This window comes from Amycolatopsis sp. N2S4-7, from assembly GCF_058119595.1.
Genome location: NZ_CP172299.1, coordinates 3,838,794 through 3,861,055, shown reverse-complemented (window position 1 = coordinate 3,861,055; position 22,262 = coordinate 3,838,794). Strand labels below are relative to the sequence as shown.

Genomic DNA, 22,262 nt, shown 5'->3' with positions numbered 1-22,262 from the left:
GCGAACTACCCGGATGGGTCATGACCCGGGGGTAACTTCGCGCCTTTTGCCGTGAGGTCGAGCACAAAGGAGCAGCCGGTGGCAGACAGGGCCAGGATCGCGGTGTCCGGCAGTATCGCAACCGACCACCTCATGCACTTCCCGGGAAGGTTCGCGGAGCAGCTGGTCGCCGAGCAGCTGCACCGGGTCTCGCTGAGCTTCCTCGCCGACGACCTCGTGGTCCGGCGCGGCGGCATCGGCGCGAACATCGCGTTCGGCCTCGGGGTGCTCGGCGTGCAGCCGGTGCTCGTGGGCGCCGTCGGCGCCGACTTCGCGGACTACCGCTCGTGGCTGGAGCGGCACGGCGTCGACACCTCGGGCGTGCTCGTGTCCGAGGTCGCGCACACCGCGCGGTTCGTCTGCACCACCGACGAGGACCTCTGCCAGATCGCGACCTTCTACGCCGGCGCGATGGCCGAGTCCCGCAACATCGAGCTCCAGCCGATCGCCGACCGCGTCGGCGCGCTGAGCCTCGTGCTGATCAGCCCGGACGACCCGGAGGGCATGATCCGCCACGCCGAGGAGTGCCGCCAGCGCGGTTACGCGTTCGCCGTCGACCCGTCGCAGCAGCTGGCCCGGATGAGCGGCGAGCAGGCCCGCGCGTTCGTCGCCGGCGCGAAGTACCTGTTCAGCAACGACTACGAGTGGGAGCTGCTGCTCCAGAAGACCGGCTGGACCGAGGCCGACGTCCTCGACCAGGTGGGCCTGCGGATCACGACGCTGGGGGAGAAGGGCGTCGAGATCGTCGGCAAGGACGGCGTCGCCCTGCAGATCGGCGCGGTCCCGGAGCGCGTGAAGGCCGACCCGACGGGCGTCGGCGACGGCTTCCGCGCGGGCTTCCTGGCCGGCCTCGACGGCGGCCTCGGCGTCGAGCGCGCCGCCCAGCTGGGCTCGCTGATCGCGGTACTGGTGCTGGAGACGGTGGGCACCCAGGAGTGGACGTTCGACCGCGCGGAGGCCTTGGCCCGCATCGGCGAGGCCTTCGGTCCGGACGCCGCGGAGGAGATCTCGGTGGTCCTGCCGGCCGCCTGACGCTTCGACGGCGAAGGCCCCGCACCGATCCGGTGCGGGGCCTTCGTCACAAGAGCGTCAGAGCTTGACCGGGTAGACCGGCTCGGGGATCTCCGGCTTGATGCGGTGCTCGACGAAGATGCCGTGCCACAGCATGAACACCAGCAGCGCCCAGAGCTGGCGGCTGCGGTCCAGCTGGCCCGCCTTGTGCTCCTCCAGCAGCGCCAGGACCGCCTTCTTGTCCAGCAGCTCCTCGGTCTGGGAATCGTTGATGATCCCGCGGGCCCAGTCGTACATCTCGTTGCGCAGCCACAGCCGGATCGGCACCGGGAAGCCGAGCTTGCGGCGGTTCAGCACGTGCGCCGGGATGATCTTCGCCAGCGCCTGGCGCAGGGCGTACTTCGTCGTCCCGTGGGCCAGCTTCTGGTCCAGGGGGATCGACGCCGCGACCTTGAACACCTCGGCGTCGAGGAACGGCACCCGCAGTTCCAGGGAGTTCGCCATGGTCACCTTGTCGGCCTTGACCAGGATGTCGCCGCGCAGCCACGTGTAGAGGTCGACGTGCTGCATGCGGGCCACCGGGTCCCAGCCGCGCGAGACGTCGTACCAGGGCGCCGTGACGTCCTTGAAGCCCACGCCCTCCTGGTACGTCTTCAGCACCTGGCGCAGCTGGTCGTCGCGGAAGTTGCGGGCGTTGCCGTAGTAGCGGTCCTCCAGCGGCAGCGCGCCGCGGCGCAGCAGGTCCTTGCCGCGGGTGCCCTCGGGGATCTTCGTCGAGACCTTGCCGATGAGCTTGCGCATGCCGCCCGGGATCTTCTCGAACGGCGCCAGCGAGATCGGCTCGTTGTAGATCGTGTAGCCGCCGAACAGCTCGTCCGCGCCCTCGCCGGACAGCACCGCCTTGACGTGCTTGCGGGCCTCGCGGGCGATGAACCACAGCGGGACCAGCGCCGGGTCGGCCACCGGGTCGTCGAGGTACCAGACGATGAGCGGCAGCACCTCCATCATCTCGTCCGCCGTCACCGTGCGGACCACGTGCTTCACGCCGATCGCGGCGGCCGACTCGGCGGCGACGTCGACTTCGGAGTAGCCCTCGCGCTCGAACCCGGTGGTGAACGCGATCAGGTTCGGGTTGTGCTCCTTGGCCAGCGTCGCGGTGGCCGTGGAGTCGATGCCGCCGGAGAGGAACGCGCCGACGGTGACGTCCGGGTCGGAGATCATGTGCTTGCCGACCGAGTCGCGCATCACATCGGCGATGCGCTGGTACAGCTCCTCGGCCTCGCCCGGCCCGTTCACCGGCTTCGCCGTGAACTGCGGGTGGAAGTAGCGGGTGAACGCCACCTCGCCGCCGGGGGCCACCTCGAACGACGTGCCGGACTCCACCCGCCGGATCGCCGTGTGCAGCGACTCGGGCTCGGGCACGTACTGCAGCACCAGGTAGTGCTGGAGGGCCTTCCGGTCCAGCTCCTGCGCGACGCCGAGGACGTCCGACAGCTCCAGCAGGCTCTTCTTCTCGCTGGAGAACGCCACGCCGCCGGGGCCGGCCGAGTAGAACAGCGGCTTGATCCCGAACGGGTCGCGCGCGCCGAACACGCGCTTTTCCTGCGAGTCCCAGATCATGAAGGCGAACATGCCGCGCAGGCGCTTGACCCAGTCGGCGCCCAGGTAGTGGAAGCCGGCGACGATGGCCTCGCCGTCACCCTCGGTCTCGAACTTGGCCCCGTGCTTCTCGGCCAGCTCGGCCCGCAGCTCCAGGTAGTTGTAGATCTCGCCGTTGAAGTTCATCGTGTACCGGCCCGGCGCCTCCGGCGGGCCCCAGACCAGCGGCTGGTGGGCGTGCTCGACGTCGATGAAGGCGAGCCGGTTGAAGCCGTAGACGACCTCGGCGTCGGCCCAGGTGTCCTGCTCGTCGGGGCCGCGGTGGCGCTGGCAGCGCATGGCCGCGCCGACGGCGTCACGCGCGTTCGCCGCACCGGTCTCGGTCGCGCAGATCAGTCCAAGCAGGCCGCACACGGGTACTCACACACCTTCAGGGTCTTCGCGGGGCTGGGGAGCGCCCAGTATGCCGGGCCGGCCGTGGCGAGTACCACGCGCGTCGATGGTTACCCCTTGGTCAGCAGGATGGGCCAACTCGGCTAGAGTCCGGCTGTCACAAAGATCTGTCGTAGGAGGCTCTGGGTGAAAGGGCGAGGCGCAGTGGGACAACCCGAGCGCACCCTGGGGAAGCGGACCGTGCGGATCGCCGCGCTGGCCGTGCTGGTCGCGCTGACCGCGACGGGCTGCTCCGGCGACGAGATCCTCCGGTTCGGCTGGCCGGTGGGTGTCACCGAGCAGGCGACCGAGATGCGCAACCTGTGGACCTGGACCGTGGTCGCGGCGCTGGTCGTCGGGGTCATCGTCTGGGCGCTGATCTTCTGGACCGCGACTTTCCACCGCAAGAAGAAGACGGTCGACGGCGAGCCGGAGGAGCTGCCCCGGCAGTTCCAGTACAACATCCCGCTCGAGCTGTTCACGGTCGTCGTCCCGACGATCATGGTCTGCGTGCTGTTCTACTTCACCGCGACCACGGAGAACAAGGTCCTCGACAAGATCCCGAACCCGGACGTCAAGGTCCAGGTCGTGGCCTTCCAGTGGAACTGGGAGTTCAAGTACGAGGACGCCAACGCGGCCAAGCCCGACGGCAGCGGCCAGGTCAGCACGGTCGGCTCGTCCGGCGAGATCCCGCTGCTGGTGCTGCCGGTCGGCAAGACGATCCAGTACGACCTGGTCTCCACTGACGTCATCCACTCCTTCTGGGTGCCCGAGTTCCACTTCAAGCGGGACGTCTTCCCGAACCCGGACAAGAACAACCAGGACAGCTCCTTCCAGAACAAGATCGACCGCGAAGGCTCCTTCGTCGGCCGGTGCGCGGAGCTGTGCGGCACCTACCACTCGGTGATGAACTTCGAGGTCCGCGCCCTGTCGCCGGACAAGTACGACGCGTACATCGCGCTGCGCAAGCAGGTGAACCCGGCGACCGGCCAGACGTTCACCGCGTCCGAGGCGCTGACGAAGATGAACTGCGGCGAGCTGTGCACCCCGCACGCGGTCACCACCCAGCCGTTCAACACCGACCGCACGGCGCGGACCGCGTCCAACTGACGTCCGGCGACAACAGGAGTAGGAAAGACCCATGAAGGTCGAAGCGCGCATCTTCTTCATCGTGGCGATCTTCGCCGTGTTCATGGCGGGCGTGTACTGGGTGTGGGCCGTGCTGGACCCCGACTTCGGCGGCAAGCCCGAGCCGGTGGGCATCGTCGCGCTGATCCTGACCGGCGGACTGGCCTTCCTGGCGGGCAGCTACATGCAGTTCGTCGCCCGGCGCATCGAACCGCGCCCGGAGGACCGCGAGGACGCGGAAATCAGCGACGGCGCCGGCGAGCTGGGCTTCTTCAGCCCGGGCAGCTACTGGCCGATCGGCATGGCGGCCACCGCCGCCCTCGCCGCGCTGGCGCTGGCGTTCTTCCACATCTGGCTGCTGGTCATCGCGCTGGTCGCGCTGCTCATCACGATCGGCGGCCTGGTGTTCGAGTACCACACGGGCCCGTCGCACGACTGATCCGAGCTCTTCCGACCGGCCGCCGCACCTCGGTGCGGCGGCCGGTCGCGTTTTCAGCCGCGGGCCGTCGCGATGTTCTCCAGCTCCTCCGGCCGCCCTTCGCGTTTTCAGCCGCGGAAGGCCGTCCGGTACGAGGACGGGCTCGTGCCGCGCAACCGGGTGAACTGGTGCCGCAGCGCCGCCGCCGAGGCGTATCCGCAGGCCGTCGCGATGTCCTCCACCGACAGCCGGCCCTCCTCCAGCAGGGCCTGGGCGCGGTCCAGGCGTCTCTCCGTCAGCCACCGGTGCGGGGTCGTGCCCGTCGCCGCCGAGAAGCGGCGGAGGAACGTCCGTTCGCCCAGGCCGCTGCGGCGGGCCAGCTCCGCCACCGTGAACGGCTGGTCCAGCCGCCGCTCCACCCACTCCAGGGCCTCCGCCACCACCGCGTCGTCGGCCGCCGCCGTGGCCGGGACCGGGGCCTGGACGAACTGGGCCTGGCCGCCCGCGCGGTGCGGGGCCGCCACCATCCGCCGGGCCAGCGTCGTGGCCGCCGCGACGCCGCGCAGCCGGCGGACCAGGTGCAGGCACAGGTCGACCGCCGCGACCGTGCCCGCGCTGGTCAGGACGCCACCGTCGTCGGCGTACAGCGCCTGGGGATCCACGAGCGCCGCCGGGAAGCGCGCGCGGAACTCCGCTTCGTACACCCAGTGGACCGTGCACCGGCGGCTGTCGAGCAGCCCCGCGTACCCCAGCGTGAACACGCCCGCGCAGAACCCCGCCACCCACGCGCCGCGCCCGGCCGCGTCCCGCAGGACGTCCAGCACCGGCTCGGGCGGCGGCGCCGTCCGGGGCGCGCACGTCGGCACGATCAGCAGGTCCGCCGACGCCGCGTAGTCCAGGTCCGCCAGGCCGGACAGCCCGAACCCGGACCAGCTGTCGACCGAGCCCCCGCCCGGCGAGCACACCGCGAAGTCCCAGCCCTCGATGCCGTCGGCGCTGCGGTCGGTGCCGAACACCTCGCACGCGACGCCCAGCTCGAACGGCGAAACGCGGTCGGCGAGCACCACCGCGACCCGGTCGACGTCCATGGCCGCCAGCATGTCACAAGTTTTGCGGTCATTGTCATCTCTGACACTGGTTGCCCGGCCCGAACGCGACGAACCTGGTCCGCATGACGAACTCGGAAACCCGCCCCCTGCTGCAGTGGTCCGCGGCGATGGCGATGTCCGGCACGATCGGTGCGGTCGTCCTCGAGAGCGGCGCGGCCGCCCCCGCCGTGGCGTTCGCCCGCTGCTTCGTCGGCGGGACGCTGCTGGTGCTCTGGTGCCTCTCGCGCGGCTGGCTGCAGGCGTGGCGGCCGTCGCGGCGCGACCTCGGGCTGGCCGTGCTGGACGGCCTGTTCCTGGTCGGCAACTGGGTGCTGCTCTTCGCGTCGTACGCGCTGTCGTCGATCTCGGTCAGCACGGTCGTCTACCACACCCAGCCGCTGATCCTGGTCGGCCTGGCGGCGGCGTTCCTCGGCGAGAAGGTCGCCAAGAGCCACCTGGCCCGGGCCGCGATCGCGTTCGGCGGTGTGGCCTTGATCTCCCTGTCCGCGCACGGCGAGGACGGCAAGCCCGTGCAGCTCGCCGGGATCGGGCTCGCCTTCGGCGCGGCCGTGCTCTACGCCGGCGCGTCCTTCGTCGCGAAGCAGCTGAAGCACCTCCGGCCGCACCTCCTGGCCGCGGTGCAGACGACGGTGGGGGCGCTCGTGCTCGCGCCGCTGCTGCTGGTCACACCGCTGCCGTCGACGACGTCCGGGCTAATCTGGCTGGTGCTGCTCGGCACGGTCCACACGGCCCTGATGTACGTGCTCATGTACGCGAGCATCGGCAAGCTGCCGACCACGACGGTGGCCCTGCTGTCCTACCTCTACCCGGTGGTCGCGGTGCTGGTGGACGTCGCCTTCTACGGCCACCGCCCGAGCTGGCTCGAAGCGCTGGGCATGCTCGCGGTCCTGGCGGTCGCACTGGCACCCCAGCGCAGCCGCCGGACCGAGCAGCGGCGGGTGAAGGTCAGCTGAAGGCGATCCAGCGGTCCAGCAGCGCGGCCGCGGCCCCGGAATCGATGGCTTCCGCCGCCCGCGCCAGCCCGGCTCGGAGATCGTCCTCCAGTGACTCGGAGAAGCCCGTGAAGGCGGCCAACGCGGCCGCCGCGTTGATCAGGACCGCGTCGCGGACCGGGCCCGCCTTGCCGCCCACCAGCTCGCGGACCACCTCCGCGTTCGCCGCCGCGTCGCCGCCGCGCAGGTCGTCGGCCGTCGCGCGGGGGATGCCCAGCGAAGCCGGGTCGAAGGTGCGCTCGGTGACCTTGCCGTCCGAGACCACCCAGACCGTCGACGTCGTCGTCGTGGTGATCTCGTCGAGGCCGTCGTCACCGCGGACCACCAGGGCCGTGATGCCGCGGCGGGCGAACACCTCGGCCAGCACCCGGGTCTTGTCCTGGTAGGCGCAGCCGATCAGGGCGCTGCCGGGCTGCGCCGGGTTGGTCAGCGGGCCGAGCAGGTTGAACGTCGTCGGGATGCCGAGCTCGCCGCGCACCGGGCCCGCGTGCCGCAGCGCCGGGTGGAACGCCGACGCCAGGAAGAACCCGACGCCGACCTCGGTGAGGCTGCGCTGGACGTCCTCCGGCGGCAGCGAGATCGTGACGCCGAGCGCCTCCAGCACGTCCGCCGCGCCGGACTTCGACGACGCGCTGCGGTTGCCGTGCTTGGCCACCGGCGCGCCGGCCGCCGCCGTGACGATCGTCGCCATCGTCGAGATGTTCACCGAGTTGGAGCCGTCACCGCCGGTGCCGACGATGTCCACCGCCGGGCGGTCCAGCTCGACCCGCCGGGCGTGCGCCAGCATCGTGGCCGCCATGCCGGCGATCTCCGCGGGGGTCTCGCCCTTGGCGCGCAGCGCCACCGCGAACCCGGCGATCCGGGCCGGGCTCGCCGCGCCGCTCATGATCTGGTCCATCGCCCACGCCGTGTCCTCTTCGGACAGGTCGACGCGCGCGACGAGCTGTTTGAGCAGGGGTGGCCAGGTGCGGGGGACCGGGGTGGTCACCGGCTCAGCCGTTCACGACGGGGACCCGTCGCGCGCGCAGCACGTCGGCGACGGTCTCCGCGGCGGTCAGCGGGTCCAGCGGGTGCACCAGCACGGCGTCCGCCTGCGACCACGTGGCCAGCCACCGGTCGTCCCGCCGCCGCACCGCCACCACGATCGGGGGACAGTCGGCGATTTCGCTCTTCAGCTGGCGGCACAGCCCGATGCCGCCGGTCGGCTGCGCCTCGCCGTCGAGGATCGCCAGGTCGACGTTCCCCGCGTCCACCTCGGACAGCACGTCCGCGATGCCGGCCGCCTCGACGTACTCCACGCGCGCCAGGTCCGCGGCGGGCCGCCGGCCGACCGCGTTCACGATCGCCTCGCGCACCTCCGCCTTGTGGCTGAACACCAGGACCCGCATCGACCGCTCGCCCATCAGGCACGCCTCCGTCTCGTCAAAGCTCGACTCGCACGATCGTATCGGCCGAGACCGACATCACGCGGGCGCCTCCGGCTGGAGCGCGTCCCAGCCCAGCGCGTCGCCGCCGAGCCGCTGCGCCAGGCCCGCCATCCGGGACCGTTCCTGGGCGCAGTGCAGCGCGTCGAGCACCTGGACGCGGAGGGCGTGCACGCGGGCCAGTTCCCCCGAACCACCCTGTTCCCGCAGCTCGTAGCCGTCCTGGGCGAGGATCGACGCCGCCTCGGCGAGCCGGTCCGGCGGCAGCAGCAGGTGGTGCCGCAGGACGGCCGGTGCCGTGCTGACCCAGGCGGGTGATCCGGCGAGCACGGCGGAGTCCGCGACGACCGGGTCGAAGGCCTCCGCGACGATCACCAACCCGGGCGCGTCGGCCGTCAGACCGGGTCTTTCACGCTTCTTGACCAGGTCAAGCAGGCGGTCGAGTAAACCCATGAGTAGCTCTCACCTTCCCGGGCATCCGGTGTGATCGGTTACGCAGACGACCCGCCGTGGACCCACCCGGCGGAGCGGTGGTGCGAGAGGACATAATGCGACGCGTGACAACGGCAGCTCCCACCATCAGTCAGCGGGTCCACTCGCTGAACCGGCCGAACATGGTCAGTGTCGGCACCATCGTGTGGCTTTCCAGCGAGCTGATGTTCTTCGCCGGACTCTTCGCGATGTTCTTCACCGTCAAGGCGCAGAACTCGTCCGGCCAGTGGCCGCCGCCGCTGCACGACGAACCGTTCCACCTCAACGTGGCGTACGCGATCCCGTTCACGGTGATCCTCGTGCTGTCCTCGCTGACCTGCCAGTTCGGCGTGTTCGCCGCCGAGCGCGGCGACGTCTACGGGCTGCGCCGCTGGTACATCATCACGTTGATCATGGGCGCGATCTTCGTCGGCGGCCAGGCCAACGAGTACCACAACCTGGTGGAAGAGGGGATGACGATCCCGTCCGGCCCGTTCGGCACGGTCTTCTACCTCGCCACCGGCTTCCACGGCCTGCACGTCATCGGCGGGCTCATCGCCTTCGTGTACCTGCTCATCCGCACGAAACTGAGCAAGTTCACGCCCGCCCAGGCCACGTCGGCGATCGTCGTGTCCTACTACTGGCACTTCGTCGACATCGTGTGGGTCGGCCTGTTCGGTGTGATCTACCTCCTTCCGTAGGTCCGCCCAGCCGCCACCACCTTCACCATCGGCCTGAACTGACAGCAAGGGTTGCCGCAAGATGACCACCAGCACCAAGTCCTCGGAGCGCCGCTACCGCGCGCGGTCGAAGCTGCGGAGGCGGTTCGCCGGCCTGCTCGCGCTCGGTATCGCGCTGGTGGGCGTCGGCTTCCTGTACGCCGCGTTCGCCCCGGAGCCGCAGACCGCGCAGGCCCAGGGCACGCCGGCGCAGCTGCGCCTCGGCGAGCAGGTCTACAACAACACCTGCATCGCCTGCCACGGCGCGAACCTCGAGGGCGTGCAGGACCGCGGGCCGAGCCTGATCGGCATCGGTGACGCCGCGGTGTACTTCCAGACTTCCTCCGGCCGCATGCCCGCCGCGCGCCAGGAGGCGCAGATCGAGCGCAAGCCGCCGAAGCTGACCGAAGCCGAGATCGACGCGGTCGGCGCCTACATCCAGGCGCACGGCGGCGGCGTCCAGCGCCCGGCCGAGAAGGGCGAGGCCCTCCGCGGGTCCGACCCGGCCCGCGGTGGCGAGCTGTTCCGCCTCAACTGTGCGTCGTGCCACAACTTCACCGGCCGCGGTGGCGCGCTGTCCGCCGGCAAGTACGCGCCGAACCTGGACCCGGCCAGCGAAGAGCAGATCTACACCGCCATGCTGACCGGCCCCCAGAACATGCCGAAGTTCTCCGACCGGCAGCTGTCGCCGGAGGAGAAGAAGGACATCGTCGCCTACGTGAAGTCGGTGTCGGACGGCAACAATGACCCGGGTGGTAACGGCCTCGGCGGGGTCGGCCCCGCTTCGGAGGGCGTCATCACCTTCATCGTCGGGATCGCCGCGCTGATCGGCGTGACGTTGTGGATTGGATCGAAGGCATGAGTGCCGAGGGGCCGAAGCCGCCGACGGAGGCGGAGCTGGCTGAGATGGACCGGGACCAGCTGCTCAAGCTGGGTGGCGAGCTCGACGGTGTCGAGATCGTCGAGTACCCGACCCCGTGGCCCGTCGAGGGCACCCGGGCGGAGCGGCGCGCCGAGCGCCTGGTCGCGTTCTGGTTCGCCCTGTCCGCGCTGGCGGGGCTGGGCTTCGTCGTTTCGCTGATCTGGTGGCCGTGGAAGTACGAGGCGCCGGACAACGAGAGCGGCCACTTCTGGTACAGCCTCTACACCCCGATGCTCGGCATCACGCTCGGCCTGGCCATCCTCGGCCTGGGCATCGGCGTGATCCTGTACACGAAGAAGTTCGTGCCCGCCGAGGTCGCGGTGCAGCAGCGGAGCGACAACCAGGGCGAGGGCTCGCCCGAGGTCGACCGCGCGACGATCCTCGCGCACCTGGCCGACGCCGGGAACCGCAGCACCATCGCCCGCCGCTCGCTGATCAAGCGCTCCGCGATCGCCGGTGCGGGCGCGCTCGGCCTCGCGGCCGCCGCGCTGCCGGTCGCGTCCTTCATCAAGGACCCGTGGAAGGACACCGAGGGCCGCGAGTCGCTGTGGCACACCGGCTGGCAGCCGAACTTCCCGGGCGAGAAGGTCTACCTGCGCCGCAACACCGGCAAGCCGCTCGAAGAGGGTGAAGAGGTCAGCCTGGTCAAGGCCGAGGACCTCGACGCCGGCGCCATGGAGACGGTCTTCCCGTACCGCGAGTCCGAGAAGGACAAGCCGGAGCTGCTGGCCGCCGCGCTGACCCGGGTGGACAACCCGGTCATGCTGATCCGCCTGCGCCCGACCGACGCCGCCAAGGTGGTCAAGCGGGCCGGCCAGGAGGACTTCAACTTCGGCGACTACTACGCGTACACGAAGATCTGCAGTCACGTCGGGTGCCCGACCTCCCTGTACGAGCAGCGGACCAACCGCATCCTGTGCCCGTGCCACCAGTCGCAGTTCGACGCCCTCCACTACGCGAAGCCGATTTTCGGCCCGGCGACCCGTCCGCTGGCCCAGCTACCGATCACGGTGGACGAAGAGGGATACTTGATCGCGCGAGGCGACTTCATCGAGGCCATCGGTCCGGCCTTTTGGGAGCGTAAGTCATGAGTTCACTCACCACGCCGACCAAGGGGTCGAGTGCCGTGGAGCGGCACCTGGGCGAGGCGGCGGACAACGCCGACCAGCGGTACCACCTGGCCAAGGGCCTGCGGCACCAGATGAACAAGGTGTTCCCGACCCACTGGTCGTTCCTGCTGGGCGAGATCGCGCTCTACAGCTTCATCATCCTGCTGCTGACCGGCGTGTACCTGACGCTGTTCTTCGACCCCTCCATGCAGGAGGTCATCTACCACGGCAGCTTCACGAACATGCAGGGCCTGGAGATGTCCCAGGCGTTCCGCACGACGCTGGACCTGTCGTTCGACGTCCGCGGCGGCCTGTTCATGCGGCAGCTGCACCACTGGGCCGCGCTGATCTTCGTCGCGTCCATGGCCGTGCACATGCTCCGGATCTTCTTCACCGGCGCGTTCCGGCGGCCGCGTGAGGCCAACTGGGTGATCGGCGGCCTGCTGCTGATCCTGGGCTGCTTCGAGGGCTTCTTCGGCTACTCGCTGCCGGACGACCTGCTGTCCGGCACCGGTATCCGCGCGACGCTGTCGGGCATCGTGCTCTCGGTGCCGGTGGCCGGCACCTGGATCCACTGGGCGCTGTTCGGCGGGGAGTTCCCCGGCGACCAGATCATCCCGCGGCTGTACACGCTGCACATCCTGCTGATCCCGGGCATCATGCTCGCCCTGGTCGGGGCGCACCTGGCGCTGGTCTGGTACCAGAAGCACACGCAGTTCCCGGGCGTGCGCCGCAAGGAGACCAACGTCGTCGGCGTCCGGATCATGCCGTACTTCGCGCTCAAGGGCGGGGCGTTCTTCACCCTGGTCGTGGGCGTGCTGGCGCTGATGTCGGGCCTGTTCCAGATCAACCCGGTGTGGAACTTCGGCCCGTACAACCCGGCGCAGGTGTCGGCGGGCTCGCAGCCCGACTGGTACATGGCCTGGGCCGACGGCATGCTCCGGATCTGGCCGGCGTGGGAGGTCTACCTCGGGAACTACACGATCCCGGCGGTGTTCTTCCCCGGTGCGGTCGGCATGCCGATCCTGTTCGGCCTGCTGCTGGGCTACCCGTTCATCGAGCGGAAGCTGTCCAAGGACACCGCGCACCACAACCTGCTCCAGCGGCCCCGTGACGCACCGGTCCGCACGGCGCTGGGTGCGATGGCGCTGGGCTTCTTCATGGTCATCGAGCTGTCCGGCTTCAACGACATCATCGCCGACCAGTTCGACATCTCCCTGAACGCGACGACGTGGGCGGGCCGCATCGGCGTCCTGATCGTGCCGCCGCTGGCCTACTACTTCACCTACCGGCTCTGCCTGGGCCTGCAGCGGGCCGACCGTGAGGTGCTGGAGCACGGCGTCGAGACGGGCATCATCAAGCGGCTGCCGCACGGTGAGTTCATCGAGATCCACCAGCCGCTCGCCGGTGTCGACAGCCACGGCCACGCGATCCCGCTCGAGTACCAGGGCGCGTCCGTGCCGAAGAAGATGAACAAGCTGGGCTCGGCCGGTGAGGCCGTGCCGGGCACGTTCTGGTCGCCGGACCCGGCCGAGGAGACCGCCGCGCTGCAGCGGGCCCACGGCAACGGCCACTCGGTCACCCAGGGTGAACCGGGCGAGTTCGAGAGCATCGAGACGGCCGAGGCCGCCAAGCGCTCCGAGCACTAGCCGCGTTTCGGCTGAAGGCCACCTTCCGGCTCCGGAAGGTGGCCTTCAGCGCGTTCAGGGCGTTGGTCAGTCCTCGGCGCCGATGGCGAAGGCGGACTCCGTGTCGGCGCGGGAGTACGACCGGAACGCGATGTGCGTGACGGTGTTCAGCACGCCCGGCACCTTGCCGATCCGGCCCGGGATGAGGTCGGCCAGGTCCTCGTGCGTGGACACCTGCACCGTGGCGATGAGGTCGACGTCCCCGGCGCACGAGTAGACCTCGCCGACCCCCTGGATGTCGGCGATCGCCTGCGCGGCGTCCGGGATCGCGTCCGCCTCTACCTGGATCAACACGATCGCGGTGATCACCTGGGTCCTCCAAGACTCGTCTGCGGGTGTCGCCCGCGATCCTAGTGGCGCGGGGCTCCTACGCCGCCGTGTGCGCCAGCCAGTGCGCGGCCAGGGCGCGGTCGCCGGTGATCGTGACCCGGTCGGCGGGCAGGCGGCGGGTGAACACCAGCAGGAGGTCCGTGAGGGGGCCGGACAGGGTCGCGTCCGCGGTTCCCCGTCCCCGGGCCCACCGCACGCCGCCGGGTTCGCGGGTGATGAGCCAGCCTTCGCCGCTGTCCGGGTTCAGGTGGAGGGTCTGGCCGGTGCCGCGCAGCTCGGCGAAGTCCGGCTTGAGGCTCGCCGTCACCGGGTGGGAAAGCAGCTCCAGCCATTCGGTGACAGCGTCGGCCGCGAGGTCCGGGGCGACGTCGAACGCGCTGCCGGTGGCGAGGGCCGCGTCGGCGTGGTGGACGGTGGTGTCGTGGAGCATCCGGCGCAGCCAGAACCGGGCCGGTTGCGGGCCGAAGAACGTCCAGACCGGCGTCTCTCCGGAGGCGAGGACGGCTTCGGAGAGGTCGGCGGCGCCGTCGAGCAGCCAGTCGGCCCACTTTTCGGGGGAGCCGGGGTCGGCGTCGAAGGGATCCGGGACCGGGGACGGTCCCGAGCGGACGATGCTCGCGGCCCAGCGGTGGGCCTGGCCGAGGTGGCCGACGAGCACCCGCAGCGGCCACTCCGGGCAGGTGGGCACCCGGGCGTCCGGGGCGGCGCCGGCGACGGCTTCGGCGAAGCCGGCGGTGTGTTCGTGCAGTCCCTCGGCGAGTCTTGCGCTGTTCATGGCCGTACCGTAGGAACTCCACCCGGCTGGAGGTTCGACCGAAGGTGACCGGAGACACACTCGGGATCGGCGAGCTGGCGCGACGGACCGGGGTGCCCGTCCGCACGATCCGCTTCTACTGCGACGAGGGGCTGCTGGAGCCCGCGCGCAGCGTCGGCGGGCACCGCCGCTTCGACGTCACCGCCGTCGACCGGCTGACCCTGGTCCGGCGGCTGCGGGGCCTCGGGCTGGGCCTGCGGTCGATCACCGACGTCCTCGCCGGCCGGCGGTCCCTCGACGACGCCGTGGCGGCCGAGCGGAGCGCGCTCGACCGCGAGCTCGCGACGCTGGCGTGGCGGCGCTCGGTGCTCCGCGCGGTCGAGGAGGCGTCGCCCGCCGACCGCGCCACGCGGCTCGAGCTGCTGTCCGCGGTGCAGGACGGGTTCGCCGCGCACGACACGCTGGTCCGCCTGTGGCACCCGATGACGACCGGGCCGATCCCGCCGGACACGGTCCGCATGTTCCTCGACGTCGGCGCGCCCCGGCCGCCGGAGCTGCCGACGACGGCGCAGGTGGTGGCGTACGCCTCGCTGGTGCTCCTGGCGGGGGACCGGGCGCTGGCGGTGCACCTGCGGTCGAGCACGCTGGTGGGGCACGACCGCATCGCCGACCTGGGCGCCCTCCACGCCGAAGTGGGCGCGGCTTGCGTTCTGGCGTCCCCCCAGGTGGCGCTTGGCGCCCAGCCCGCCCCGGGCCCGGCTTTGGACCGGTTCGTGGCGGCCCACGCGGCGGCGCTGGGCGCGGGGGACACCCCGGAGTTCCGGAGGGCACTGAACCACCGGACGGCCCCGGACCGGCACCCGAGGCTGCGCCGGTACTGGCACCTGGCGGGCGAGGTCACGGGGGAGCCCGCGCCGATGGGCGTGACCCACACGTGGCTCCTGGACGCCCTGAACAGCTCAGTGAACTGACCCCGGCCCGGCGTACCCGAAAGGGTCGCCTCGCGTACCTGGGCGGTCGGCTCGCAAATCGACCCTCTGGGCACGCCAGGTTGTCGGCCTGGCTCGCTGCTCAGCCGACGTGCTCCAGTGAGTGGGCCTCCGCGACCAGGTCCAGCCACCTCCGCCAGCCCGCCACTGCCGCGGGTTCCGCCCAGGGCCGGGTCGTACGGACCAGACGAACCCCCGGCCTGGCCAGCCAGCGCAGCAGGACGCCCACCTCCTCCGGGGCCGCGCCGTTCAACGGGCCCGGCTCCGGGAGCACCGTCTCCGCCGAGGCCACCAGTGCCTCCACCACCGGCATCGGGGGCACCCCGCGCCGGGCCACGCCCGCCGAGGCCAGGCGGCCGTAGCGGATCACTGCCAGCTCCCAGCCGCCCGCTCCGTCCGGGCCGGCCGCGATCAGCTCGCCGATCGACGCCAGCGCGGCCTGCCGGTGCGCGCGCCCCAGCGCCCGGATCAGCCCCGCCAGCTCGTCGCGGTGCCGGGCCGCCTGCTCGAAGTGCTGCCCTTCCGCCAGCCGCTCCACCAGGGCCGCCGCCGTGTGCAGGGGACGGCCGTCCAGGCCCGCGATCAGCCCCGACACCGACTCGACCGCCGGGCCGTATTCATCCACGCTCTGCCGGCCCGCGCACGGCGCCCCGCACCGCCCCAGCTCCGCCAGCACGCACGGCGTCCCGTTCGGCGACCGGGGCGAGATCCGCTGCGTGCACGTCCGCAGCCCCGACGCCCCGGCCAGCGTGTCCGCCGTCGCCCGCGCGTCCGCCTGGTTGCGGAACGGCCCCAGCACCCCCGGCCGCGGCAGCCGCACCACCGACAAGCGCGGGAACGCCTCGTCCGTCAGCCCGATCCACCAGCCCTGGTGCCGGTTCTTCGACCGCCGGTTGTACGCGGGCCGGTGCGCCGCGATCAGCCGCAGCTCCCGCACCTCCGCCTCCAGCGCGTGCGAGCACACCACGTGGTCGACGCGCTCGGCCAGCGCGACCATCTCCCGGATCCGGCTCCGGCCCTCCGAACCCGTGAAGTACGTCCGGACCCGCCGCCGCAGGTCCTTCGCCGTGCCGACGTACAGGACCTCGTCCTTCGGCCCCTTGAACAGGTAGACGCCCGGCGCCGACGGCAGATCGGCCGCCAGGTGCCGTTTCGCCCGCTGGGCGACGGTCACCTCCGGCAGGTACCCCATCAGCTCTTCGAGCGAGTGCACGCCCAGGTTGCCGACCCGCTCCAGCAGGCCGTGCAGCACGTCGACCGTCGCCCGTGCGTCGTCCAGCGCCCGGTGCGTCGGCCGCGTCCGCGCCCCGAACAGCAACGCCAGCGCCGTCAGGTTGTAGCGCCCCACCTCGTCCCGGGGCACCACCCGCCGCGACAGCCGCACCGTGCAGACCACCGTCAGCTTCGGCCAGACGTAACCGTGCGCCTCGCACGCGGCCCGCATGTGCGACGTGTCGAACCCGGAGTTGTGCGCCACCAGCACCGAGCTCCCGACGAACTCCAGGAACGCCGGCAGCACCTCCTCGATCGGCGGCGCGTCGTACACCATCGCCTGCGTGATCCCCGTCAGCGACACGATCTGCGGCGGGATCACCATCCCCGGGTTCACCAGCGTCGCGAACTCGCCCAGCACCTCGCCCCCGCGGACCTTCACCGCCCCGATCTCGGTGATCCCCGACGGCCCGGGGGGCGCCCCGGTCGTCTCGAGGTCGAAGACGACGAAAGTCGTGTCCCGCAACGGAGTTCCGAGCTCATCGAACGCGAGCTGTGCCTGGACCGAACGCATGAGCGAAACCTTAAGGCCCACCCCCGACAGTTTTCGGCGCCGCGCGGGGCCCATCCCGCTTGCGGGGGCCGGACGCGCCCGTGAACCGGGGGAACGCTGGTCGGAGGCGGGTCCGTGTGGCGCGCGGGGCGGGATGCGGGGGTGGGGCCTACCCTGGACCAATGCACCCGCAGCCGCTCGTGCCGGAGCCGCCCGGGGACCCCGTCGGTCCCTCGGGTGTCGCGTCGCGCCCGGAACCGGCGGCCGCGGACTCCGACCACGACGGCAACCACGACGGCGGGCGGCCCGAGCCCGCCACCTGGCCCGCCCTGCCCGAACCCGTCCGCGACCGGATCGCCGAGCTCGCGGCCGCCGCGGTCGCCAAGCTGCCCGGCACCGACGTCCCGCGGCAGCTGCGGCCCGTCGCCAAGTTCGCCCCCGCCAAACGCGCCAAACTGGGCGGGGCCGCCCTGCTCGCCGCGCTCGGCGAGTCCGCGCAGTTCCGCACCGCCGTCATCGAATGGCTCCGCGAACACCGCACCGACGCGCTCGACCCCAACGCCACCGAGTCCGTCGCCGCGGCGGCCGCCGCCGTCCTGCTGGGGGAATCCGGCGCCGCCGGGCGCGTCCGGCTCGTCGCGAAGAACGCCGAGGAGAACGCCCTCCGCGCCGAACGCGACGCCGCGCTCGCCCGCACCCAGCGGCTCGAAGCCGAACTCGCCCAGGTCCGCGCCGAACTCGCCGAGGCCAGGCAGGCCGCCGAGAACGCGCGGGGCGAGCGGGAGGGCGAAGTCGAGAAGCTCCTGAAGCGCCTTCGCGAGCAGGGCGTCCAGCTCCGCCAGGCCAAGGACGCGGCCGAAGCGGCGGCCGCCGAGACGCAGCGCGGTTCCGCCGCCCGCGCCGACGAGATCGCCGCCCTCACCGCGCAGCTCGAGCGTGAACGCCAGCGCGTCGCCGCCGAACGCGCGCGCGCCGAACGCGCCGCCGCCGACGCCGACATCGCCCGCCAGTCCGCCCGCGAGGCGCGGCAGGCCGACGAGGTGCGGCTCGCCCTGCTCATCGACACGATCGACGGCGCCGTCACGGGCCTGCGCCGCGAACTCGCCCTCGGCGCCCGCGGCGCCCGGCCCGCGGACATGGTCCGCGGCGCCACCTCGGGCCTCGGCCAGGGCGGCAAGATCGCCGACGTGTCCACGTTGGACCGCTACCTCGCGCTGCCCAACGTGCACCTCATCGTCGACGGCTACAACGTCACCAAGACCGGCTACCCCGAACTCGCCCTCGCCGACCAGCGCGACCGGCTGATCCACCAGCTGTCCGCGCTGGCCGCACGCACCTCCGCCGAGGTCACCGTCGTCTTCGACGGCGCCGGCGTGCTCTCCGTGCCGGCTTCGGTGCCCCGCGGGGTGCGCGTGCTGTTCTCCGAGCGCGGGGTCCTGGCCGACGACGTGATCCGCAACATCGTCGCGGCCGAGCCCGCCGGGCGGCCCATGGTCGTCGCGACGTCGGACCGCGCGGTCGCGGACTCGGTCCGCGGCCGGGGCGCCCACCCGACGCCCTCCGCGGTGCTGGTCAGTCGCCTGAGCCGGGTCTGACTACATCTTTGGGGGGCCGGGGTGGCGAAGGCCCCGGCATGTGTCAGCGCCGGAAACTGTCGGTGGTGGCGCCTAACGTGCGGGGCAGCAGTTCCGACGTGAGGAGGACCCCGTGGGCGACACCCCCGAGCTGTCCGAAGTGGACGTCTCGCACATCTCCGTTTCGGACATCGAGAACCTGGTGGTCGATTGCGACCGCTGCGTGGTGCGCGGCATCTCCTGCCACGACTGCGTGGTGAGCGTGCTGCTCGGCGCGCCACCGGCCGTGGTGTGGGACGCCGACGAGCGCCGGGCCGTCGACGCGCTGGCGGACGCGGGGATGGTGCCCCGGCTGCGCCTGGTCGAGGAACCGGTCCGGCGCACCGCCTGACCCACCGTTTCGTGTCGGCGCGCCGAATGGTCGATCGGGTCAGGTGAACGGTAGGTAGCCAAAACGGCCTCCGGAGAAACCCCAGCGTGTAACGCCCATCACATGTTTTCTCCATAGCTGGTCCGATGGTGTTTCGCGGCGCTACGGAGAGTTTTTGGCCGACGGGTCCTGGACGCGGTGGCGGTCTTTTCGTAACCTGTCCGAGATCTCGTGGCCCACGGCCGTCGATGAGGCGGCGACGCGAGATCGCCGCCGGACGCAGCTTTGTCGGGAAGCTGGGGACCGGAACCACCACCGCGAGCTTCACCTGTTGCAGTACAGGCCGTTCCGCGGGCGGTGGGGACAGCGGCGAAGAGGACTCCCCGGCCTCTTCGTGCCCCGGTCCCCGACGGCGGCCGAGACGCAAAGGAGACCCGCGCGACCGTGCAGTCGCATCCAGTCAGGCGCGTGGTGTCAGGTGCCCTCGCCGCGGTCTCGGTGATCACCCTCGTCACCTTGGCCCAGCCGACGGCCACCGCCGCCCCCATCCCCGCCCTCCAGGCCCCACCCACCGGTTCGGACGCCCTCGCCCAGTACCGCGATCTCGCGGCACAGGCCGAAAAGCTCAACGAAGACCTGCTCAAGGCCCAGGACGACCTGAAGGCCAAGCAGGGTGAGCTCGACAAGGCCACGAACGACGTCAACGCGGCGAAGGACCAGGCCGCGCAGGCGGCCGAGAAGCAGAAGAAGTACCAGTCCGAGGTCGACAAGTTCGCCGGCGCGTCGTTCACCAGCGGTGTCCAGCTGAACAAGCTGTCCGCGCTGCTGGCCGGCACGTCCACCCAGGACTTCCTGGACCGCTCTTCGGCGCTCGAGGTCATCGCGACGGACAAGAACGCCGCGATGGGCAACCTCACCGGCGCCGTCCAGCAGGCCACCGACGCCACCAACAAGGCGTCCGACGCCGCGAAGCGGGCGCAGGACGCGCGCGACGCCGCGGCGAAGCTGACCCAGGACATCCAGGCCAAGCAGAAGACGCTCAACGACCAGATCGAGCAGCTCAAGGCCGCCAACAAGAACCTGACCGCCGCCGACAAGGCCGCGCAGGGCGACAAGGGCGGCAGCATCCCCAACGTCCAGGCGCCCACCGCGGCCGCCCAGACCGCGGTGGACGCGGCGCTGAGCAAGCTCGGCAGCCCGTACGGCTGGGGTGACACCGGGCCGAGCTCGTTCGACTGCTCGGGCCTGATGCTCTGGGCGTACGGGAAGGCCGGGATCAAGCTGCCCCGGTCCAGCCGGGAGCAGTCCACCTTCGGCGCCGCGGTGCCGCGGGACCAGCTCCAGCCGGGCGACCTCGTGTTCTTCTACTCGCCCGTTTCGCACGTCGGCATGTACATCGGCGGCGGCAAGATGGTCCACGCGCCGGACACCGGCGACGTCGTGAAGATCTCGCCGCTGCAGAGCCAGTATTCGGGGGCGCGCCGCCCGACGGCGTGATTTCGCAGCTGCGTCGATTCGAGGGGCGGTACCGCACACGCGGTGCCGCCCCTTCGTCGCACGCGGCGGCCGCTAGCCTCTGGGGCGTGCTCAAGACCCTGCTCGTGACCAACGACTTCCCGCCGCGGCCCGGGGGGATCCAGAACTACCTGAACTCCCTCGCCACCCGGCTGCCGTCGGACGACCTGGTCGTCTACGCGCCGTCGTGGGAGTCGCGGACGGGGTCGCACGAGGAGTTCGACGCCGAGGCGCCGTTCGAGGTCGTCCGGCACCCGACGCCACTGATGCTGCCGACGCCGGACGTGCTTCGCCGGGCGAAGCAGATCATGCGCGCGCGGGACTGCGAAGCCGTCTGGTTCGGTGCGGCCGCGCCGCTCGCGCTGCTGGGCCACCCGCTGCGCCAGGCCGGGGCGCGGCGCATCGTGGCGTCCACGCACGGCCACGAGGTCGGCTGGTCCATGCTCCCGGGGTCACGGCAGGCGCTGCGGCGCATCGGCGACACCGTGGACGTCGTCACCTACGTCAGCCGGTACACCCGCGGCCGGTTCGCCGCCGCGTTCGGGGCGATGGCCGGGCTGGAGCTGCTGCCGTCCGGGGTGGACACCGAGCTGTTCCGGCCGGATCCCGCCGCCCGCGCGGAGATCCGGGCCCGGCACGGCCTCGGCGACCGGCCGACCGTCGTGTGCGTGTCCCGGCTGGTCCCGCGCAAGGGCCAGGACCAGCTGATCCGCGCACTGCCCCGGCTGCGCGAACGCGTCCCGGACGCGGCGCTGCTGATCGTCGGCGGCGGGCCGTACCGCAAGAAGCTGACCCAGATGGTGTCCGAGCTGGGCTTGGACCGCGATGTGGTGCTCACCGGTTCGGTGCCGTGGGCGGAACTGCCCGCCCACTACGCCGCCGGCGACGTCTTCGCGATGCCGGCCCGCACCCGGGGCAAGGGCCTCGACGTCGAGGGGCTCGGCATCGTCTACCTGGAGGCCTCGGCGACCGGCCTGCCGGTGGTGGCGGGCAACTCCGGCGGCGCTCCCGAGGCGGTGCTCGACGAGGTGACCGGGCACGTCGTCGAGGGCCGGGACGTCGACCAGCTCGGCGAAACCCTCGCCAGCCTGCTCGCCGACCCGGTGCGTGCCCGCCGGATGGGCGAGGCGGGGCGGGCGTGGGTGACCGAGAACTGGCGGTGGGACGTCATGGCCGGGCGGCTGTCCGGGCTGCTGGACGGCGACCCGGTGGCCGTCGTCCGTTAAGGCGTGTAGAGCGCCGGGTGCCGCGGATCGTCGACCCGCACGACGACGTCGGCCAGGGAGCTCGGGTCCACCTCCTCCTCGTAGCGTTCGTAGGCCGGGACGGCCCAGGCGTCCGGTACGCGGCGGCGCAGGGCGGCGGGCGACAACCACAGGTGCACGGCCAGGTCGAAGGCCAGGCCGGCACCGAGCAGCAGTTCGCCGTCGACGAGCACGACCCCGCCTTCGGGCACCGGCACGCGCTCGGCGCGGGTCGCGCGGTCGCGTTCGGCGTCCCACAACGACGGCAGCACCTCGCCGGAACCGCCCTCCTGCAACGGGTCGAGGACTTCGCGGCGGAGGGCGCCGAGGTCGAGCCAGCCGGTGTAGCGCGCGTCGGGGTTCGTGCGGCCGTGCTCGAACCGCAGCGACGCCGGCCGCAGGAAGTCCCGCGCCGACACGCGAAGCGCCGCGCGGCCGCGCAGGCGCAGCGGGTCGACCAGGGCGTCCGCGAGTTCTGTGGTTTCCGTCGCACCGGCCGCGCCGTCGACGGCGACCGCGATCCGGCGGCGGCCGGTGAGCGCGTCGATGCGGTCGGTCAGTTCGCCGGCCAGGACGGCGGGGGAGATGGGGCGGTAGCGCACGGGTTCCCATCCTCCACCCGGGCCGGGGACCGGTTTTGTCGTACCCCGGTGGGAGGAT

General features: G+C 71.7%; 22 protein-coding genes. 13 read left to right on the top strand and 9 right to left on the bottom strand.

The genetic code is table 11. From position 1 onward, the window contains the following. Positions 1 to 78: 78 nt before the first annotated feature. Positions 79 to 1,071 (top strand): carbohydrate kinase family protein, encoded by a 993-nt coding sequence (locus ACH54P_RS17965; protein WP_489914159.1) that lies wholly within the window; start codon positions 79 to 81, stop codon positions 1,069 to 1,071. A gap of 57 nt (positions 1,072 to 1,128) precedes the next feature. On the opposite strand, the gene asnB is transcribed toward ACH54P_RS17965, so the two are convergent. Further along, positions 1,129 to 3,063: an asparagine synthase (glutamine-hydrolyzing) gene (gene asnB, locus ACH54P_RS17960; protein ID WP_489914157.1), complete on the bottom strand. Its 1,935-nt coding sequence runs from the start codon at positions 3,061 to 3,063 to the stop codon at positions 1,129 to 1,131. A 183-nt stretch (positions 3,064 to 3,246) separates the two neighbouring features. On the opposite strand from asnB, the gene ctaC reads away from it, so the two are divergent. Together ctaC and ACH54P_RS17950 are read left to right on the top strand one after the other, a co-directional pair. Continuing rightward, entirely contained in the window at positions 3,247 to 4,191 is a 945-nt protein-coding gene (gene ctaC / locus ACH54P_RS17955) for an aa3-type cytochrome oxidase subunit II (protein ID WP_489914155.1), read from the top strand. A gap of 31 nt (positions 4,192 to 4,222) precedes the next feature. Beyond that, complete coding sequence (locus ACH54P_RS17950) at positions 4,223 to 4,648, top strand: cytochrome c oxidase subunit 4 (protein WP_489914153.1); 426 nt, start codon at positions 4,223 to 4,225, stop codon at positions 4,646 to 4,648. Between the two features lie 107 nt (positions 4,649 to 4,755). On the opposite strand, the gene ACH54P_RS17945 is transcribed toward ACH54P_RS17950, so the two are convergent. After that, positions 4,756 to 5,715 carry a GlxA family transcriptional regulator gene (locus ACH54P_RS17945; protein WP_489916494.1) on the bottom strand — a complete coding sequence of 320 codons (960 nt, stop codon included), beginning with the start codon at positions 5,713 to 5,715 and terminating at the stop codon, positions 4,756 to 4,758. A gap of 83 nt (positions 5,716 to 5,798) precedes the next feature. Here ACH54P_RS17945 and ACH54P_RS17940 point away from each other — a divergent pair, with 83 nt between their 5' ends. Continuing rightward, positions 5,799 to 6,689: a DMT family transporter gene (locus tag ACH54P_RS17940; protein WP_489914151.1), complete on the top strand. Its 891-nt coding sequence runs from the start codon at positions 5,799 to 5,801 to the stop codon at positions 6,687 to 6,689. Here ACH54P_RS17940 and trpD read toward each other — a convergent pair. From trpD to ACH54P_RS17925, 3 genes are read right to left on the bottom strand one after another with little or no spacing between them, the layout of a single operon-like run. After that, positions 6,682 to 7,716: an anthranilate phosphoribosyltransferase gene (gene trpD, locus ACH54P_RS17935; protein WP_489914149.1), complete on the bottom strand. Its 1,035-nt coding sequence runs from the start codon at positions 7,714 to 7,716 to the stop codon at positions 6,682 to 6,684. The genes ACH54P_RS17940 and trpD overlap by 8 nt on opposite strands. Positions 7,717 to 7,720: 4 nt before the next feature. Further along, a complete protein-coding gene (locus tag ACH54P_RS17930; RefSeq protein WP_489914147.1) occupies positions 7,721 to 8,131 on the bottom strand; it encodes a response regulator in 411 nt (136 codons plus the stop codon). Positions 8,132 to 8,191: 60 nt separating this feature from the next. Beyond that, the gene (locus tag ACH54P_RS17925) at positions 8,192 to 8,605 is read right to left on the bottom strand and encodes a hypothetical protein (protein ID WP_489914146.1); all 414 of its coding nucleotides are present in this window, start codon (positions 8,603 to 8,605) and stop codon (positions 8,192 to 8,194) included. A gap of 95 nt (positions 8,606 to 8,700) precedes the next feature. Between ACH54P_RS17925 and ctaE the strand changes: the two genes are divergently transcribed. The 4 genes from ctaE to qcrB all read left to right on the top strand — a co-directional run bounded on the left by ctaE (position 8,701) and on the right by qcrB (position 13,022). After that, complete coding sequence (ctaE, locus tag ACH54P_RS17920) at positions 8,701 to 9,324, top strand: aa3-type cytochrome oxidase subunit III (protein WP_191316685.1); 624 nt, start codon at positions 8,701 to 8,703, stop codon at positions 9,322 to 9,324. Positions 9,325 to 9,385: 61 nt separating this feature from the next. Beyond that, on the top strand, positions 9,386 to 10,204 hold the full coding sequence (gene qcrC / locus ACH54P_RS17915; protein WP_489914144.1) for a cytochrome bc1 complex diheme cytochrome c subunit: 819 nt from the start codon (positions 9,386 to 9,388) through the stop codon (positions 10,202 to 10,204). Beyond that, positions 10,201 to 11,355 carry a cytochrome bc1 complex Rieske iron-sulfur subunit gene (qcrA, locus tag ACH54P_RS17910; RefSeq protein ID WP_489914142.1) on the top strand — a complete coding sequence of 385 codons (1,155 nt, stop codon included), beginning with the start codon at positions 10,201 to 10,203 and terminating at the stop codon, positions 11,353 to 11,355. Before qcrC ends, qcrA begins: the two co-directional genes overlap by 4 nt. Beyond that, positions 11,352 to 13,022: a cytochrome bc1 complex cytochrome b subunit gene (gene qcrB, locus ACH54P_RS17905; RefSeq protein ID WP_489914140.1), complete on the top strand. Its 1,671-nt coding sequence runs from the start codon at positions 11,352 to 11,354 to the stop codon at positions 13,020 to 13,022. The genes qcrA and qcrB overlap by 4 nt, the downstream gene beginning before the upstream one ends. 66 nt (positions 13,023 to 13,088) lie before the next feature. On the opposite strand, the gene ACH54P_RS17900 is transcribed toward qcrB, so the two are convergent. Continuing rightward, entirely contained in the window at positions 13,089 to 13,370 is a 282-nt protein-coding gene (locus ACH54P_RS17900) for an Lrp/AsnC family transcriptional regulator (RefSeq protein ID WP_489914138.1), read from the bottom strand. A gap of 58 nt (positions 13,371 to 13,428) precedes the next feature. After that, positions 13,429 to 14,166 carry a maleylpyruvate isomerase family mycothiol-dependent enzyme gene (locus tag ACH54P_RS17895; RefSeq protein WP_489914136.1) on the bottom strand — a complete coding sequence of 246 codons (738 nt, stop codon included), beginning with the start codon at positions 14,164 to 14,166 and terminating at the stop codon, positions 13,429 to 13,431. A gap of 44 nt (positions 14,167 to 14,210) precedes the next feature. Between ACH54P_RS17895 and ACH54P_RS17890 the strand changes: the two genes are divergently transcribed. Further along, positions 14,211 to 15,116, top strand: coding sequence for a MerR family transcriptional regulator (locus ACH54P_RS17890; protein WP_489914134.1), 906 nt, complete (start codon positions 14,211 to 14,213; stop codon positions 15,114 to 15,116). 100 nt (positions 15,117 to 15,216) lie between these two features. On the opposite strand, the gene ACH54P_RS17885 is transcribed toward ACH54P_RS17890, so the two are convergent. After that, the gene (locus ACH54P_RS17885) at positions 15,217 to 16,920 is read right to left on the bottom strand and encodes a DEDD exonuclease domain-containing protein (RefSeq protein ID WP_489914132.1); all 1,704 of its coding nucleotides are present in this window, start codon (positions 16,918 to 16,920) and stop codon (positions 15,217 to 15,219) included. A 161-nt stretch (positions 16,921 to 17,081) separates the two neighbouring features. Between ACH54P_RS17885 and ACH54P_RS17880 the strand changes: the two genes are divergently transcribed. From ACH54P_RS17880 to ACH54P_RS17865, 4 genes are all read left to right on the top strand, one after another. Then, on the top strand, positions 17,082 to 18,494 hold the full coding sequence (locus tag ACH54P_RS17880) for an NYN domain-containing protein (RefSeq protein ID WP_489914130.1): 1,413 nt from the start codon (positions 17,082 to 17,084) through the stop codon (positions 18,492 to 18,494). Positions 18,495 to 18,606: 112 nt separating this feature from the next. Next, a complete protein-coding gene (locus ACH54P_RS17875) occupies positions 18,607 to 18,864 on the top strand; it encodes a hypothetical protein (RefSeq protein WP_489914128.1) in 258 nt (85 codons plus the stop codon). Positions 18,865 to 19,287: 423 nt separating this feature from the next. Then, positions 19,288 to 20,340, top strand: coding sequence for a C40 family peptidase (locus tag ACH54P_RS17870; RefSeq protein WP_489914126.1), 1,053 nt, complete (start codon positions 19,288 to 19,290; stop codon positions 20,338 to 20,340). 86 nt (positions 20,341 to 20,426) lie between these two features. Beyond that, the gene (locus ACH54P_RS17865) at positions 20,427 to 21,584 is read left to right on the top strand and encodes a glycosyltransferase family 4 protein (RefSeq protein ID WP_489914124.1); all 1,158 of its coding nucleotides are present in this window, start codon (positions 20,427 to 20,429) and stop codon (positions 21,582 to 21,584) included. Here the strand turns inward: ACH54P_RS17865 and ACH54P_RS17860 are convergent. Continuing rightward, the gene (locus ACH54P_RS17860) at positions 21,581 to 22,204 is read right to left on the bottom strand and encodes a nucleoside/nucleotide kinase family protein (RefSeq protein ID WP_489914122.1); all 624 of its coding nucleotides are present in this window, start codon (positions 22,202 to 22,204) and stop codon (positions 21,581 to 21,583) included. The genes ACH54P_RS17865 and ACH54P_RS17860 overlap by 4 nt on opposite strands. Positions 22,205 to 22,262 lie beyond the last annotated feature (58 nt).